This is a genomic window from Bacillus sp. CPT56D-587-MTF, from assembly GCF_058792335.1.
Map to the genome: position 1 here is coordinate 3,640,789 of NZ_JBYTEF010000001.1, position 17,771 is coordinate 3,658,559.

The window sequence follows — 17,771 nt, forward strand, 5'->3', positions numbered from 1 at the left end:
CGCACTCATTGCAAGTCATAAACTTTCATTTCTTATATCTTGCAAAACTAATCCTATTCTCCCTCTTCATGTATTGTAAGGGATATAGCTATTTTTTCCTATACTATAATATACTATTTATTTCACTTCTTTTCACATGTGATGTCAAATCTCTTTTCATCTCCCTATAAACTTATTTATAGGGAGATGAAAAGAAAAATGGGACGTAATGTCCCATTTTTCATCCTTTTGTACCTCCAGCTGTTAAACCAGAAATAAAGTATTTTTGTAGTGATAGGAATAAAATTGAAATTGGGATCGCAATTAACACAGAACCCGCTGCAAACGTTGTAAATTCATTACCGAATTTCTTCGCAACCATTTCATATAATCCAACTGCTAAAGTATAATTTTCTGGTGTTCGCAAAATAATACTCGCTAAAATGAAATCTGTAAATGGACCAATGAAAGTAAATAACGCTACAACCGCTACGATTGGCTTTGCAAGTGGCATAATGATTTGCCAAAAAATACGAAAATGCCCTGCTCCATCCATTCGAGCTGATTCATCTAGTTCTTTCGGAATCGTATCAAAATACCCTTTCATAAGCCATGTATTCATCGGAATAGCCCCGCCTACATAAATTAAAATTAATGCAAGGTGTGTATCAATTAATCCTGTTAATTGAGCTAATACGTATAAAGCAATTAACGCTGCAAAGTTTGGAATCATTTGCAGAATTAAAAATGTTAATAAACCATTTTTTCTTCCAACAAAACGATATCTCGAAAATGCATAAGCAGTAAAGCTAATTGCTAACACTGAGAAAATCATCGTTAAAACACTTACTTTTAATGTGTTTTTATACCATAGTAAGTAATTACTATTCTCTAGATCTAATAACTTACGATAATGATCTAACGTTGCATTTTGTGGAATAATACTTGATCCAGATAAACTATCACCCGGATTAAACGATGAGCCAATAATCCATAATAACGGATAGAAAATGATGGCACACATTACGAAAATAACTAAATAACTTAATGAGAGACGTAACATCTTCTGTCTTTTAATATTCATTTACATCATATCCTCTTCTTGGAATGATTTTGTTCTCTTAAATTGCCATAACGCAACTGTAATAACGATTAACGATAATATCATTGTAAGAGCTGCTGCTTTTCCGTACTGCGCTGAAGTCATCGTTAACTTATAAATCCATGAAATTAAAATATCCGTTCCACCTGCGTCTTGTCCAGCTACAGCAGGACCTCCACCGTTAAATAGATAGATGATACTAAAGTTATTAAAGTTAAACGTATATTGCGTAATTAATATTGGTGCTGTTGCATATAACACAAGTGGCAATGTAATTTTACGAAACTGTTGCCAAGCTGTCGCTCCATCTACTGTAGCCGCTTCATATAATTCTCCCGGAATCGATTGCAGTATACCCGTTGTCATCGCAAAGATAAACGGGAACCCAAGCCACGTTTGAATCATAATTAAAGCAATCTTCGCCCAAAATGGATCTGTCATCCAAGCAATTTTTTCAATTCCGAATAAAGCTAATACTTGATTGTTAATCGCTCCGAATGTTTCATTAAACATACCAGAGAAAACAAGAATAGATACGAATGCTGGAACCGCCCACGGTAAAATGAAGATTGTTCGAATAATTGCCTTTCCTTTAATACCGGGCTGATTTACGATAATCGCTAAGAAAATACCAAGCGCAACTTGTAATGTTGTTGCAACGAATGTCCAAATGACAGTCCAAGAGAATACACTTACAAATGTCTCTCTCCACATCGGTAAAGTGAAAATATCAATAAAGTTTTTAAAGCCCACCCAATCTACTAATTTTGCTGGAGGAGAATGATATAAATCATAGTTTGTAAATCCAATTAAAATTACGAAGATGATTGGAAATACGACAACAAAGATAAGTAGTAGAAAACCTGGTGAAACCATTAAATAAGGAAAACCTTGATCTAACAAATTACGGTATTGCTCTTTTACAGAATTTAACGGTGTTCCGATATCACGTTTCTTTCCATTTTGGTATGCATCGTATAAGTTAAATGCATATATGCCGAGCCCAAAAGCGATAACGATAAGGGCCAAGATTCCTTCTACTAATAGAAAGACAGAATGGTCACGTGGAACTTCTGTACCAAGCGTTACAATACCCCATAATCCCATATTTAATAAATCAGCAAAGGCTACAATAAATGAACCTGTTAATACTAGAAAAATAAGACCTTTTACAAATTGTTTATTATACATTTGGCCCACGCCTGGAATGATTGATAACATGGTTGCCATTTTTCTATGCTTTGAATGGTTTAACCCATTTGCTGGTTCCATAGATGTTTGCATGTTCCTTCCCCCTTTTTTCTTCCTACATGGAAGGGAGAGAATTCGTGCCTCTCATATTCGAGGCACGAATTTCACCTTATTTTTTCTTGTTATGATTTGCCTCAATATTACCTTTAATTTGTTTCACTGCACTATCAAGCGCCGCTTTTGGTGCCTCTTTATCTGTAACAACTAATTGAAGCGCATCTCCAGCTGGTTTCCAAACTTCTTGCATTTCTGGAATGTTTGGCATTGGAATTCCATTTTCAGATTGCGTTGCAACTGCTTTTGCAGCTTCGTTATCTTTAATAATTGGATCTTCCATTACTGATTTTACTGGAGGAATTTCTTTTGTTTTCTCAAATCGAATTTTTGCGTTTTCTTCATTTGTTACCCACTCAGTGAATTTTGTAGCTAAATCATTTTGTTTAGAGAAACTTGTTACATGCCATCCTTTAACCCCAACAAACGTTTTCATTGGTTGACCATTTGGTAATTTCGGCATTGGAGCAACGCCATAATCAATCCCGTTCTTTTCCATTGCTTGGAACGCCCATGGGCCATTCATGATAGAAGCTGCTTTTCCTTCATTGAATAGTCCATCAGCAGCAGGCCCACCTGATTCACCGATAATACCTTTTGGGAATAATTTTTCCTTGTACCATTTTTGAAGATATTCAGCACCTTGTACTGCTCCGCTATTATTTAATCCAACATCACTTGCATTTGGTTTTCCATCTTTTTCACCAAATACATAACCGCCCATACCTGCCATGAATGCATTAGCAAAGTAGAAGTTATCTCCTAATGCTAAAAATCCGTACTTGCCATCTTTCGTAAATTCTTTTGAGAAGTTAAACAGCTCGTCCATCGTTTCTGGCGCTTTTGGCATTAGTTTTTTATTGTAAATAAAGACTGGTGTCTCAATTGCTTTTGGTAAACCATATAATTTTCCATTATATGTCTGTGCTTCTATTGATGAATTAGTAAATTTACTCTTTACAGCATCATCTGCTTTCACTTCAGAAAGTAAACCTTCTGTTACTGCATTTCCGATTTGATCGTGTGGCAATGTTACAACATCTGGTCCAGTCCCCGCTGGTCCATCAAGGCGTAACTTCTTCACTTGATCTGTCATTTGCATTTCAACAACTTTTACTTTTACTTTATATTTTTCCTCAAAGCTTTTCACTGCTGGTTCTAAACCAACACCTTTTTTATCATCTTCCCAAACAAGAAGATCATAGTCTTTTTTCGCTTTACTTTCCTCTTTTTTCCCTGAATCTTTCGGTCCACATGCAGATAACATACCAATAGATAATGCTGAAACCGTTAATAATGATAATGCTTTCTTCATCCCAAAAACCTCCCTAAATTGTCTATGTACCTCAGTAACTGAAAACGTTTGCATTTAATAGTTTAATTGAAGCGCAAACAATATCTCAATCTATGAAAACGTTTGCGCTATTTGTCTATCATTATACATTCTTTTATTCATTTTGCAAATATTAATTTAAAAATTATGTCATTATACTCTTTATACATTGACTTTATATGAAATGAATACTACTCTTATAAGCAATATTAAAGCTACGAGAAAGGCAATCGTTTGCAATATAGGCTTTATTATTACACTTAAGGGAATACTATGTATAGAGATATTGAAGGGGGATTTTCTATATGTTTAAAGAAGCTATTTATCATAGGCCGAAAGATAATTATGCATACGCTTATGATGAACAAACAATTCACATCCGAGTACGTACTAAGAGAGATGATATTCAAAGCGCCGATCTTATTTACGGTGATCCTTACGAATGGAAAGACGGGAAATGGATATCAGCAAGTACACCCATGAAAAAAACGGGTTCTACTGCATTATTTGATTATTGGTCCATTTCAATCGAACCAAAATTTAAGCGCTTACGTTATGGGTTTGAATTAAAATCTGAAACAGACACTCTTATTTATGCAGAGCGAGGATTCTTTTCTAGCATTCCAAATGATGATGTTGGTAACTTTTTCTGTTTTCCATTTATTCATGCAGATGATGTATTCAAAGCACCATCTTGGATTAAAGACACCATTTGGTATCAGATTTTCCCTGAGCGATTCGCTAATGGCGATAGTACGCTGAATCCAGAAAACACCCTTCCTTGGGGAAGTGCGAATCCAACTCCAACTAATTTTTTCGGCGGAGATTTTTCTGGTGTTATTCAAAACCTTGATTACCTTGTTAAGCTTGGCATTTCCGGAATATATTTCACACCTATTTTCAAAGCTCATTCAAACCATAAATATGACACAATTGACTATATGGAAATTGACCCACAATTTGGGACGAAAGAAACTTTTAAAGAGCTCGTTGAAGAATGTCATAAGCACGGTATAAAAGTAATGCTCGATGCTGTGTTTAATCATAGTGGATACTTTTTCGAGAAATTTCAAGACGTACTAGAGAATGGTGAGAAGTCCGCATATAAAGAGTGGTTCCACATTCATGAATTTCCGATTATAACCGAACCACTTCCAAATTATGATACTTTCGCCTTTACACCGTATATGCCTAAATTAAATACAGCTCATCCAGATGTAAAAGAATACTTACTTGAAGTAGGACGTTATTGGGTACGAGAATTCAATATAGATGGCTGGCGCCTTGATGTCGCCAATGAAGTCGATCACAACTTTTGGAGAGAATTCCGAACTGAAATAAAGACACTAAATCCTGAAGTATATATTTTGGGAGAAATTTGGCACGATGCCCTTCCGTGGCTACAAGGCGATCAATTTGATGCTGTCATGAGCTATCCTGTTACAAACGCTCTACTTTCTTACTTTGCTAACGATTCCATTAAAGCAAGTGAATTCATGAAGCAAATTACAGAATCTCTACATTCCTACTCTATGAATGTAAATGAAGCAGCATTTCATTTATTAGATAGCCATGATACTCCAAGAATTTTAACAACATGCAACGGAGATAAAAATAAGTTGAAATTGCTCTATGTATTCCATCTTTCTTTCATCGGCTCTCCTTGTATTTATTACGGAGATGAAATTGGTATGGATGGCGGCATGGACCCTGATTGCCGTAAATGTATGATTTGGGATACTAAAGAACAAGATCATGCATTATTTACCCATATACAAACATTGATTTTATTACGGAAACAACATAAAGCATTTGGAGGACATGGTACTTTTCAATTCATCGAAGCAAATGATGAACATAATTATATTTCTTATACGAAAACATATGAGGATGAAACTATCTTTTTCGTTTTAAACCCTACTAATAGTGAAGTTACAGTTTCACTCCCTCTTCATGTTACTGGTAAGAAAATAATTAACATTTATACAAACGAAGAATTTTCAGCAGAAGCAAGTGTATTACAAGTTACACTTCCTCCATATGGATTCTCCATATTAAAATGGTAACCCAAAAAATCCTTATGCCAAGGTGGCATAAGGATTTTTCTTATTTCAATTTGAATACCATCGCTTCATACGGACGTAATGTAATGTTATCTATCAATCCGATTTCTACATCGTAATTGTGTATGAATAATTCTGATTCACTATAACTAATATCCTCAGGCATTTCAAATACACTTTCATCCGCAGTAAAGTTTGCAATAACAAGTAGTTTTTCGTCTCCATATGTTCTTACATAAGCAAAAATAGAAGGATTATTCTCTAATATTAAATCATATGATCCATATACAACTATTTCATTATTTTTGCGTAGTTCAATTAATTTCTTATAGTAATAAAAAATTGAACCTTCATCTTGGATTGCTTGTTTCACATTAATCTCTTTATAGTTAGGATTTACAGTAATCCAAGGTTCACCTTTTGTAAATCCAGCGTGATTCTGATCATTCCACTGCATCGGAGTTCTAGCATTATCACGACCCTTTATATAAATAGATTCCATTACTTTTTCTATATCTTCACCATGGTCTATCACTTTTTCTTTATACATATTTAACGTTTCAATATCTCGATATTCATCAATTGACTCAAATCGGACGTTCGTCATTCCGATTTCCTCTCCTTGATAAATATATGGCGTTCCTTTCATCATATGAAGAACTGTCGCTAACATTTTTGCTGATTCAATGCGATACATTCCATCATTACCAAAACGAGATACAACGCGAGGCTGATCATGATTATTCCAATAAAGGCTATTCCATCCGGTATGCTCTAATGCTTTTTGCCACTTTGTTAAATTCTCTTTTAAAGTAAGAAGTGAGCATGGTTTTACATCCCACTTTCCACCTTCTCCTGAATCTAAATCCATATGTTCAAATTGGAATACCATTTGCAATTCTTTTCGTTCTTCTCCAGTATACAATTTCGCTTCTTCTGTCGTTACACCAGGCATTTCACCAACCGTCATAATATCATAATGCGATAATACTTCCTCATTCATTTCATGTAAATATTTATGAATGTTTGGACCGTTCATAAAATGCTTATGACCTGAAACATACCCCTCTGCTTCTGTTTCAACAGCTGGTAATCCCTCTTCTTTAGAAATAAAATTAATAACATCCATACGGAAACCATCAATTCCTTTTTCTAACCAAAACTTCATCATTTCATAAACATCTTGTCTTACCTTTTCATTATCCCAATTTAAATCTGGCTGTTTTTTAGAAAACAGATGTAAATAATATTCATCTGTCATTTCATCATACTGCCATGCAGATCCACTAAAAGCAGCTCCCCAGTTGTTCGGTTCTTTTCCTTCTTTTCCAGGGCGCCATATATAGTAATCTCTATATTTATTATCTTTTGATTTACGTGATTCAATAAACCAATTATGTTCATCAGATGTATGATTAACAACTAAATCCATCATCAATTTCATATTACGTTCATGCATTTCATGTAATAGCTCATCCCAATCTTCCATTGTTCCGAACTCGTTCATAATTTTACAATAATCGCTTATATCATAACCATTATCATCATTTGGAGATTCATAGACTGGTGATAACCAAATCACATCAATCCCTAACTCTTTTAAGTAATCTAGCTTTGAAATAATCCCTTGAAGATCTCCTATACCATCACCATTACTATCCATAAAGCTACGAGGATAAATTTGATATACTACACTTTCTTTCCACCATTGTTTTTCCATTATGCTACCCCATTTCATTCATCATTCATTTTTCTCTTTTTTAAGGCGCAAACGTTTTCATTAATGAATGATAACAGATTCTATCTCAATTTAAAATAGCGCTTACAATTTTTATTGTTCTTTTTCTAAGAAAACATGCGAAAATCACTAATAACTCTCCAATATATGAAAACGTTTTATTTTTTTATTTATTTTTTGAATCTATTCGTTTATAATGAACTCAAAGAAAACGTTTGCATAATTATTTCTAGGGGGAAATACCATGGCAGAACTTAAATTAGAAAACATTTATAAGATATATGATAATAACGTAACAGCTGTAACTGATTTTAATTTACACATTCAAGATAAAGAATTTATCGTATTTGTCGGTCCTTCTGGATGCGGAAAATCTACAACGTTACGAATGGTAGCTGGACTCGAAGATATTTCAAAAGGCGAGTTTTCAATTGATGGTAAACTAATGAATGATGTTCCTCCAAAAGATCGAGATATCGCAATGGTATTCCAAAACTACGCTCTTTATCCACATATGAGTGTATATGATAATATGGCATTTGGATTAAAACTTCGAAAAATACCAAAAGATGAAATCGATCGTCGTGTAAAAGATGCAGCAAAAATTTTAGGACTTGAACAATATTTAGATAGAAAACCGAAAGCATTATCAGGTGGACAGCGCCAACGTGTTGCGTTAGGTAGAGCAATCGTTCGAGATGCAAAAGTTTTCTTAATGGACGAGCCATTATCAAACTTAGATGCTAAACTCCGTGTTGCAATGCGCTCAGAAATTTCTAAGCTACATCATCGCCTTGGAACAACAACAATTTATGTAACACATGATCAAACAGAAGCAATGACTATGGCTTCGCGTCTTGTCGTTATGAAGGATGGAAAAATCCAACAAATTGGAACTCCAAAAGAAGTATATGAAACACCAGAAAACATCTTCGTGGGTGGATTTATCGGCTCACCAGCTATGAACTTCTTCCGTGGTAAATTGACTGAAACCGATTTCGTTATAGACAATACTATAAAAATTAAAGTATCTGAAGGAAAAATGAAGATGCTACGTGAACAAGGCTATGTAAATAAGGAAATTGTTTTAGGTATTCGTCCAGAGGACATTCATGATGAACTACTATTTTTAGAAGCTTCACAATCTACTGCCTTCACAACAAAAATTGAAGTCGCTGAGTTATTAGGTGCTGAATCCATTTTATATATGAAACTTGGGAATCAAGATTTTGCGGCACGTGTAGATGCAAGACATACGTTTTCACCTGGTGACCAAATTAAATTAGCATTTGATATGAATAAAGCGCATTTCTTTGATAACCAAACTGAACAACGTATTCGCTAAAAAATTTATCTTTACTATACACATATAAAAAACCGTCCACATATATTGAGGGCGGTTTTCATTATTATACTAGGGCTTCTACTGTATGAAATGATTGTCCTTTCGTGCCAATAATACCGAAAATCGGTAAATCACTAAGCACCACTTCTTCTTGCTGTTTCATAAAAGATGACGTTAATTGTTTTATCTCTATCCAAACGTCATTAATACAAAGTACATTGGAATCGTTCTCTTGTTGGCGAGAAAAAATAGAATCTATTTTATATAAACCAGCATTTTGAAAAAGCATGTCAATGCGACTGAATGCATTCAAAGTAATGCTAATAACGCGTTGCCAATCTCCTTGCTTTTCCATATCATAGAATACAAAAAGGGCTTCTCCGCCTAGATTCGTAATTTCCTCCACTGTTGCTTGTCCACTCTCTTGATCAATGTCCGTCACAATAACTTTTGCGCCTTGTTTAGCCAACAAAAGAGCTGTATTACGTCCAATACCGATGCCACCGCCAGTTACGATAGCAACTTTTCCTGCAAGCTTCATTTTCATTACCCCTTCTATAAGTCTTACCGTCATTCAGTATACTCCTTTATGAGATTATTCTGCAAGCAAGAAAAATTGCCATTCGATTTGTAAACGTTTACTTTTTATCCTTCTTTTTTCTTACTCTTACGCTGATCAAGAACTAGACCGATAAAAATGAGAATGCCCCAAAAAATTATGCTACCTCCTGTCATCTCAACTTCCCCCTTATTATATAAAGTAAAACTTTAATCAGCCCCAAATGGTGAGATAAAGATATTATTTTTAATTATTATACTATTATCTTAATTTTCAATCTATTATAAATAGAAATGACACATTTTAGTTTTTCCTTACTGTAAATATTCACAATATACTTATAAAATAAAAAAAGACCCTTTTATATATAAAAGGGTCTTTTCAGGCTGTGGAGAAAGTCTTCTCCACAGCCTGTTTTTGTGTCTGAACCTCTTTTTATGTGTCAACACTGATAAAAAAGAGGAAAAGGAGAGATTTTTTATGATGGGTGCTTTAAAAAATCATCGTGATGAGCGTGTATCTGTTTCTGTAGAAGAGTTGGTTCCACAAGATCATTTCCTTCGTGCAATTGAAGCGACAATTAGTTTTGATTTTATTGAAGAGAAGTTACGCCCTTATTACTGTGAAAACAATGGACGCCCGTCCATTCATCCTATTGTTTTATTTAAGATGATGTTTATTGGATATTTTTACGGTATTCGTTCTGAGCGTCAATTGGAAAAGGAAATTAAAACGAATATTGCCTACCGTTGGTTTTTAGGGTTTTCTCTATCGGATACTATTCCGGATCACTCTACAATCAGTTGGAATCGTCGTACTCGTTTTATTCATACAAATATTTTCGAAGAAATTTTTGATGAGATTGTGAGACAAGCGACGGAGCACCGGATGGTAGGAGGACGTGCACTGATGACAGATTCTACACATATTAAGGCCAATGCCAATAAAAATAAATTTGTACATAAATATAAAAAAGAAAAAGCAAAGTTTTATATAGACGAGCTAGAAGCTGCGGTAATCGAAGATCGTGAGGTACATGGAAAAAAGAATTAAAACCTAGAAAGGAAAGTGATACCCCTACCAAAAAAACTCGTATAAGTACAACGGATCCAGATAGTGGATTTTTAATGAGAGATGGAAAACCAAATGGTTTTCATTTCTTGGATCATCGTACGACTGATGCGAAGTACAATATTATTACAGATACCTATGTAACGGCTGGAAATATGGCAGATTCCGAGCCGTATTTAGCACGCCTCCAAGCTCAGATTGATAAATTCGACTTCAAAGTAGAAGCTGTTGCCCTTGATGCTGGCTATTTTACAGGATATATCTGTAAGAAACTATCAGAACGGAATATATTTATGGTGATGGGGTATCGCCGATTTGGAAAACGGAATAAAGAAGTACCGAAAAGCCAATTTAAATATGTAGAAGAAATGAATGTTTTCGCTTGTCCGATGGGATGTATTCTAGAATATGTAACAACTGATCGTGAAGGATACCGTCAATACAAATCGAATCCAGAAGACTGCGCTGTTTGTCCGTTACGTGAGGTGTGCTTTTCAAAGAAACAAAAACAAAAAGTTATCACTCATCATGTGTGGGAGAAATATAAGGATATTGCTAGAAAAAACAAGCTAACAGCTACAGGGAAAAGGTTGTATAAAGTACGCTGTTCCACTATAGAGCGAAGCTTTGCAGACGCCAAAGAACTACATGGCTACCGCTATGCCCGGTTTCGAGGGCTGAAGTCTGTCCAAATGCAAGCTTATCTCACCGCAGCTTGTCAAAACATGAAAAAAATAGCCCTCCACCTGACCAAAAAGGGTCAGGTGGAGGGCTATTTTTTAAAATTCTATTATTTTATGTTGTTTTTATTCGCTAAAATCAAAAAAGATTCCAGAGTGTTGGGAACCCTAAAGGGTTTCCCAACACTCTGAAAAGACCCTTTTATATATAAAAGGGTCTTTTTTTATTTTATTATACAAGACTTATTATTTTCGTCTTTGTAATTAAGTCCTGAAAACCGCAATTGTCTTTGCGGAACAACATCATATATACGTTACATATTAATGGAATTCCTAATAGCAATACGTTCGGTAATAACACTACAAAAAATCTTATAATTAATGTTTGCAACGTTAGCTTTTCACTCTTCAATGAAATTAATTTTATTCTCGTTACCTTTTTGCCAAGTGTAACACCGTTCCAAATAAAGGGTAATACAATAAAATATATCGCCATTAATATGAAAACTACTGCGAAATCATATCTAAAATCACCTAAGCTTATATTAAAGCGCTTAAACATAGCACTATAGTTTCCGGTCATAATAGCTACTACTGCACCATACATAACCGAGATTAAAAACATGTCAATTAGGGAAGCACCTATGCGATTCATTACAAGCGCTGGACGATGCATCTTTAACTTCATTTTATGTCGACTCCTTCATATCCTTCTTTACCCGTCTCATCGTACCACTTCTAAAAAACATTGTAAACTAGCGTTTCTCTTACTTTTCTTGTACAATTTGTTACAATAGCATTATAAAGGAGGTTCCCATATTGAAAAAATGGATAATCCTATTCGTCGCCTTCCTATTAACTGGTTGTGCAGGAAACACAAGTCACTTAACTTATACGGTTAACGATGAATACGAACTCATACGTACTTCTGGAAATGCATTTGAACTTTTCCCCTCGCAAGATGCTGTATATGCCACACAATACATCCCTGCAAAAATTACAGACATTGCTTGGGATGATAAATACATTATTGCAAAACAAACTGAGGAAAAATCAGATCCAAATAACCCTGACGCAGCAATTGCAAATAAAAAAAGTGAACATTATTGGATTATTGATGTAAAGCACAATAAACGTTTCGGTCCCTACAATGAAAAGCAATTTAATGAACAAAAAGATGCGTTTAAAATTAAGGTGCCTTTTCAAAATGTAGATTCATACATAAAAGAAATAAAAAAACAGTCAGCATAATATTTGTATGCTGACTGTTTTGTCTTACATTATTTTAGTGAGATGTTAAACGTTTGTGGCTCTTTTACAACATCTTGTGTTTCTGAATCTCCTGCAAGTAAATCATCAGTTGTAAACTGAATATCCTTTACCTTGTCTTTTCCATCGTCAAGTATTAAACCAATAATACCATCTCTTATTTCACCAGGCTTATAGTCTTCTCTTGATACATTTTTTGTACCAACTAACGTATCTTCGTCATATAAAAAGTTTTGAGTGGCTACTTTAAAATGTTGCTTACCATTAATCATAACATCATTCATAGAGAAAAATTGCATATTTTTATTCCCGCTATTCTCCACTTTATATGTAATCTCAACGTAACGAATTGTATTACTAATCTCTGTTCCACTTAGCGATGCATATAATTCTGCATCTTCTTGGCTTACTTTATCCCCTAATCTACGTTTTACTTCTTCAGGAGTTAGTGCCGTGTATACTTTCAATGTATTTTTTGCCTTTTCACTCATTTGTGATAAAGAGATTACTTTCACATCTTGTACGTGAATTTTCATTGGCGCTACTTCAAATGTTTGATTCACAGAATGCATCTGCTCTAACTTGAAAGTACCCCATCCTGTTTCTTTCACTTTTTGTCCTACTTTTTTCAGCTCACGCCCACCATATTCTTTCGTTTCAGGAATAGATTCTTTCTTCTTCGGTTCAGCTTTCTTTTCTTCTTGATGGAAGCAACCACTTAACATAAGAAGAAAACTACATAAAACAAAAATACTTTTCCATGCTTTCATCATTTCATTTCTCCTAACGCTATCATTCATGAATATAAAATTAGTCCCTTGCTTTGTAAACTATAGAAACAATGACAATTCCACAAAATGAACTTGTCAGTCCAGATACTATTATACCTCCAATTTGGAAAATATGAAAATAGGGGTCTAGGAACGCATGCACGATAAATATAAAAGCTGTCACAATGATTATCGAAACCCAATACTTTCTTTTTTCTAAAGCTACAATCATATCTTTCCCTGTTTCATCTTTATACTTCCATAGTACGTATAATAGCAATAATAAGCCAACACATGTACTCCCATGTTGCATATATTTATACAATGGAATACTGTGTAATTCAATTTGTAACAATGCTATTTTCATAACGAAATAGCCTGTATTATGAGTAAATGCATCCCAAACGACATGCGTGAGCATACCGAATAATGCAGAATAGCAAAATACAAAGAATTCTTTCCAGGTATGTAGCCCCACCTCTCATCTATTGCATATGAATAATAACCAGCAAACGGTTTAGGCAAATGCGTTATAAACGGCTTTTTTAAAATGTAATGATATATGTATGCGATTAGAAATACAAGCGGTAAATTTAAATATAAGAACCCAAGCCATGTATGGCCAATAACACCATAGGGTCTAAAGTGCAAAAAATATTCAAAGTCAGGCGCCATACTACCTAATATAAGAGCCGTTACTGAAATATGTTTAGAGTGCTTTTTCGCAAAAGGAAGAACTGCTGCTGGATGTGCAAATGTAAACGGCATACTTTAACTCCTTCTCACATTTTCAATAGAATACCATATATCATAACGAGAGAATGAATCTTCATGCAATATTTATTTTCACATTGGAATATGATAGTTTAAATGATATAATCCACATAAAATATTCAGAAAACAAGAAGGGATTCAGGTGTCATTAACACTTGTATTTGCTGCCTTTTTAAATTCAAAATCCGTTATGAATTGAGGTTTATATATTGATTGACGTACCCTTTTTACAAAATGTCACATTAAAAAAAGAAAATATCCCTAGTTTTTCCGCATATCCTTACTGCTTACCCGCTATTCGAACATTACAATCACTAGATTTCCATCCAAATGTAACATTCATTATTGGAGAAAACGGAACAGGTAAATCAACATTACTTGAAGGAATTGCAATTGCGTTAGGTTTTAATGCAGAAGGTGGAACGAAGAACTTCCGCTTTAGCACAAACGATTCCCATTCATCTTTACATGAATACCTTCGAATTTCAAAAAGTTTCAATACACCAAACGACGGTTTCTTTCTTCGCGCTGAATCATTTTATAACGTTGCTTCTTATATTGATGAAATAGATGCTGATAGAGAAGCACGTGGGAATCCGGTTATCAACTCTTATGGTGGTATCTCACTACACAAACAATCACACGGTGAATCATTCTTCTCATTATTTATGAACCGTTTTTCAGGACAAGGTTTATACATTTTAGATGAGCCTGAGGCAGCTTTATCACCAATGAGACAACTTTCCATGCTCATTCGAATGCACGAACTAGCTGAACAAGGTTCACAATTTGTTATCGCGACGCATTCTCCTATTTTAATGGCTTATCCTGAATCCACTATATATTCTTTAACACAAGAGGGAATTCACGAATCCACATTAGAAGAAACTGAGCATTACCAAACGACGAAACTTTTCTTTGAAAATCGCGATCGATTATTCCATCATCTATTTGAGTCGTAAAAAAAGAAGCAGCAATAGCTGCTTCTTTTTTCAGGCTGTGGAGAAAGTCTTCTCCACAGCCTGTTTTTGTGTCTGAACCTCTTTTTATGTGTCAACACTGATAAAAAAGAGGAAAAGGAGAGATTTTTTATGATGGGTGCTTTAAAAAATCATCGTGATGAGCGTGTATCTGTTTCTGTAGAAGAGTTGGTTCCACAAGATCATTTCCTTCGTGCAATTGAAGCGACAATTAGTTTTGATTTTATTGAAGAGAAGTTACGCCCTTATTACTGTGAAAACAATGGACGCCCGTCCATTCATCCTATTGTTTTATTTAAGATGATGTTTATTGGATATTTTTACGGTATTCGTTCTGAGCGTCAATTGGAAAAGGAAATTAAAACGAATATTGCCTACCGTTGGTTTTTAGGGTTTTCTCTATCGGATACTATTCCGGATCACTCTACAATCAGTTGGAATCGTCGTACTCGTTTTATTCATACAAATATTTTCGAAGAAATTTTTGATGAGATTGTGAGACAAGCGACGGAGCACCGGATGGTAGGAGGACGTGCACTGATGACAGATTCTACACATATTAAGGCCAATGCCAATAAAAATAAATTTGTACATAAATATAAAAAAGAAAAAGCAAAGTTTTATATAGACGAGCTAGAAGCTGCGGTAATCGAAGATCGTGAGGTACATGGAAAAAAGAATTAAAACCTAGAAAGGAAAGTGATACCCCTACCAAAAAAACTCGTATAAGTACAACGGATCCAGATAGTGGATTTTTAATGAGAGATGGAAAACCAAATGGTTTTCATTTCTTGGATCATCGTACGACTGATGCGAAGTACAATATTATTACAGATACCTATGTAACGGCTGGAAATATGGCAGATTCCGAGCCGTATTTAGCACGCCTCCAAGCTCAGATTGATAAATTCGACTTCAAAGTAGAAGCTGTTGCCCTTGATGCTGGCTATTTTACAGGATATATCTGTAAGAAACTATCAGAACGGAATATATTTATGGTGATGGGGTATCGCCGATTTGGAAAACGGAATAAAGAAGTACCGAAAAGCCAATTTAAATATGTAGAAGAAATGAATGTTTTCGCTTGTCCGATGGGATGTATTCTAGAATATGTAACAACTGATCGTGAAGGATACCGTCAATACAAATCGAATCCAGAAGACTGCGCTGTTTGTCCGTTACGTGAGGTGTGCTTTTCAAAGAAACAAAAACAAAAAGTTATCACTCATCATGTGTGGGAGAAATATAAGGATATTGCTAGAAAAAACAAGCTAACAGCTACAGGGAAAAGGTTGTATAAAGTACGCTGTTCCACTATAGAGCGAAGCTTTGCAGACGCCAAAGAACTACATGGCTACCGCTATGCCCGGTTTCGAGGGCTGAAGTCTGTCCAAATGCAAGCTTATCTCACCGCAGCTTGTCAAAACATGAAAAAAATAGCCCTCCACCTGACCAAAAAGGGTCAGGTGGAGGGCTATTTTTTAAAATTCTATTATTTTATGTTGTTTTTATTCGCTAAAATCAAAAAAGATTCCAGAGTGTTGGGAACCCTAAAGGGTTTCCCAACACTCTGAAAAAAAGAAGCAGCAATAGCTGCTTCTTTTTTATAGTGCTTCTATAAATAAGGCAACCCCGATACCGCCACCGACGCATAAAGAGGCAATTCCTTTTTCTAACCCACGTCTTTTTAATTCGTGAATTAAACTTACTGTAATACGAGCCCCTGTACAACCAATTGGATGCCCAAGTCCTACGCCACTACCGTTTACGTTCACTTTTTCACGGTCTAAGCCTAACTCTTTCTCTACAGCTAAATATTGAGCCGCGAAAGCTTCATTAATTTCAAGTAAATCTGCATCTTCCAATGACCAATCTACTTTTTCTAAACCTTTACGAATTGCTGGTGCTGGTCCAATACCCATAATTTTTGGATCTACTCCAGCTACTGAATATCCAACAATTCTAGCTAACGGTTGTAAACCTTTTTCTTTCGCTTTTTCTTCGCTCATTAATACTAGAACTGCACTCCCGTCATTAAGGCCAGATGCATTTCCAGCAGTCACTGATCCATCTTTACGGAACGCCGGCTTCAATCCAGCTAATTTTTCAGCTGTAATATCTGCACGTGGATGTTCATCCTTCGAAAATACAACTTCTTTTCTACGCTCTTTTATTGTAATAGGAACAATTTGATCGTCAAAGTATCCAGACTCGATTGCCTTCAGTGCCAATGTATGACTGCGAAGAGCAACTTCATCTTGTTCCTCTCTTGTAATTTCATATTGTTTAACTAAATTTTCCGCTGTTTCACCCATCATAATATGGTGAATCGGATCTTCTAACACTTCCCACACCGTATCACGAATTTCTCCGTGCTGTAGACGTTGTCCCCAGCGGTGCTGTTTCAATGCATAAGGGCTCGAACTCATCGCTTCTACCCCACCTGCAACAACAACATCACTTACACCTAATTGGATTTGCATTGCAGCTGACATAATTGCTTGCATACCTGAAGAACATTGACGTTGGATTGTATATCCCGTAACTGTGTCAGGAAATCCTGCCGCTAATGCAGCTGTTCTCGCCGTATTTGCTTCATCAGTTCTTTGAATACAATGACCTAAAATTACTTCATCAACTTCATGTGGTTCTACCCCGCCTCGTTTTACAGCTTCCTGAAGTACAGGAACAGCTAATTCTACTGGCGTTACATTTTTTAGCGCTCCTCCAAAAGTTCCAATTGGCGAACGAACTGCAGCTGTAATAACAACATTATGCATTTTGCACTTGCCCCTCTCTTATG

Annotated in this window: 13 protein-coding genes and 3 pseudogenes; 6 read left to right on the plus strand and 10 right to left on the minus strand. The window is 35.3% G+C overall.

Annotated features, from left to right (window positions below; all coding sequences use genetic code 11):
* Positions 1-220: 220 nt before the first annotated feature.
* From malD to AC3WVZ_RS18640, 3 genes are all read right to left on the minus strand, one after another.
* Entirely contained in the window at positions 221-1,063 is an 843-nt protein-coding gene (gene malD, locus AC3WVZ_RS18630; RefSeq protein WP_001022608.1) for a maltosaccharide ABC transporter permease MalD, read from the minus strand.
* The gene (gene malC / locus AC3WVZ_RS18635; RefSeq protein WP_001194993.1) at positions 1,064-2,365 is read right to left on the minus strand and encodes a maltosaccharide ABC transporter permease MalC; all 1,302 of its coding nucleotides are present in this window, start codon (positions 2,363-2,365) and stop codon (positions 1,064-1,066) included.
* A gap of 76 nt (positions 2,366-2,441) precedes the next feature.
* The gene (locus AC3WVZ_RS18640) at positions 2,442-3,701 is read right to left on the minus strand and encodes an extracellular solute-binding protein (protein ID WP_000709923.1); all 1,260 of its coding nucleotides are present in this window, start codon (positions 3,699-3,701) and stop codon (positions 2,442-2,444) included.
* Positions 3,702-4,024: 323 nt separating this feature from the next.
* Between AC3WVZ_RS18640 and AC3WVZ_RS18645 the strand changes: the two genes are divergently transcribed.
* Entirely contained in the window at positions 4,025-5,785 is a 1,761-nt protein-coding gene (locus AC3WVZ_RS18645) for an alpha-glycosidase (protein ID WP_000471782.1), read from the plus strand.
* 40 nt (positions 5,786-5,825) lie between these two features.
* Here AC3WVZ_RS18645 and malL read toward each other — a convergent pair whose 3' ends face one another.
* Positions 5,826-7,502 (minus strand): oligo-1,6-glucosidase, encoded by a 1,677-nt coding sequence (gene malL, locus AC3WVZ_RS18650; RefSeq protein ID WP_000415175.1) that lies wholly within the window; start codon positions 7,500-7,502, stop codon positions 5,826-5,828.
* Between the two features lie 262 nt (positions 7,503-7,764).
* On the opposite strand from malL, the gene AC3WVZ_RS18655 reads away from it, so the two are divergent.
* Positions 7,765-8,865 (plus strand): ABC transporter ATP-binding protein, encoded by a 1,101-nt coding sequence (locus AC3WVZ_RS18655; RefSeq protein ID WP_000818931.1) that lies wholly within the window; start codon positions 7,765-7,767, stop codon positions 8,863-8,865.
* A gap of 64 nt (positions 8,866-8,929) precedes the next feature.
* Here the strand turns inward: AC3WVZ_RS18655 and AC3WVZ_RS18660 are convergent, their stop codons facing one another.
* On the minus strand, positions 8,930-9,439 hold the full coding sequence (locus AC3WVZ_RS18660; RefSeq protein WP_000218413.1) for an SDR family NAD(P)-dependent oxidoreductase: 510 nt from the start codon (positions 9,437-9,439) through the stop codon (positions 8,930-8,932).
* A gap of 71 nt (positions 9,440-9,510) precedes the next feature.
* Positions 9,511-9,600, minus strand: coding sequence for a hypothetical protein (locus AC3WVZ_RS18665; RefSeq protein WP_000145638.1), 90 nt, complete (start codon positions 9,598-9,600; stop codon positions 9,511-9,513).
* Positions 9,601-9,904: 304 nt separating this feature from the next.
* Here AC3WVZ_RS18665 and AC3WVZ_RS18670 point away from each other — a divergent pair.
* Positions 9,905-11,274, plus strand: a pseudogene (locus AC3WVZ_RS18670) (IS1182-like element ISBth7 family transposase); the annotation flags it as partial.
* 133 nt (positions 11,275-11,407) lie between these two features.
* Here AC3WVZ_RS18670 and AC3WVZ_RS18675 read toward each other — a convergent pair.
* Positions 11,408-11,863, minus strand: coding sequence for an RDD family protein (locus tag AC3WVZ_RS18675; RefSeq protein ID WP_000769080.1), 456 nt, complete (start codon positions 11,861-11,863; stop codon positions 11,408-11,410).
* A 131-nt stretch (positions 11,864-11,994) separates the two neighbouring features.
* On the opposite strand from AC3WVZ_RS18675, the gene AC3WVZ_RS18680 reads away from it, so the two are divergent.
* Positions 11,995-12,426, plus strand: a complete 432-nt coding sequence (locus tag AC3WVZ_RS18680) for a DUF3997 domain-containing protein (protein WP_000758789.1) — start codon at positions 11,995-11,997, stop codon at positions 12,424-12,426.
* Between the two features lie 29 nt (positions 12,427-12,455).
* On the opposite strand, the gene AC3WVZ_RS18685 is transcribed toward AC3WVZ_RS18680, so the two are convergent.
* Positions 12,456-13,217, minus strand: coding sequence for a hypothetical protein (locus AC3WVZ_RS18685; RefSeq protein ID WP_000973899.1), 762 nt, complete (start codon positions 13,215-13,217; stop codon positions 12,456-12,458).
* 118 nt (positions 13,218-13,335) lie between these two features.
* Positions 13,336-13,982 (minus strand): annotated as a pseudogene (locus AC3WVZ_RS18690) (DUF4184 family protein); the annotation flags it as partial.
* 215 nt (positions 13,983-14,197) lie between these two features.
* On the opposite strand from AC3WVZ_RS18690, the gene AC3WVZ_RS18695 reads away from it, so the two are divergent.
* Together AC3WVZ_RS18695 and AC3WVZ_RS18700 are read left to right on the plus strand one after the other, a co-directional pair.
* Positions 14,198-14,950: an AAA family ATPase gene (locus AC3WVZ_RS18695; RefSeq protein WP_000568006.1), complete on the plus strand. Its 753-nt coding sequence runs from the start codon at positions 14,198-14,200 to the stop codon at positions 14,948-14,950.
* Positions 14,951-15,079: 129 nt separating this feature from the next.
* Positions 15,080-16,449, plus strand: a pseudogene (locus tag AC3WVZ_RS18700) (IS1182-like element ISBth7 family transposase); the annotation flags it as partial.
* Between the two features lie 123 nt (positions 16,450-16,572).
* Here AC3WVZ_RS18700 and AC3WVZ_RS18705 read toward each other — a convergent pair.
* The gene (locus AC3WVZ_RS18705) at positions 16,573-17,748 is read right to left on the minus strand and encodes an acetyl-CoA C-acetyltransferase (protein WP_000552081.1); all 1,176 of its coding nucleotides are present in this window, start codon (positions 17,746-17,748) and stop codon (positions 16,573-16,575) included.
* Positions 17,749-17,771 lie beyond the last annotated feature (23 nt).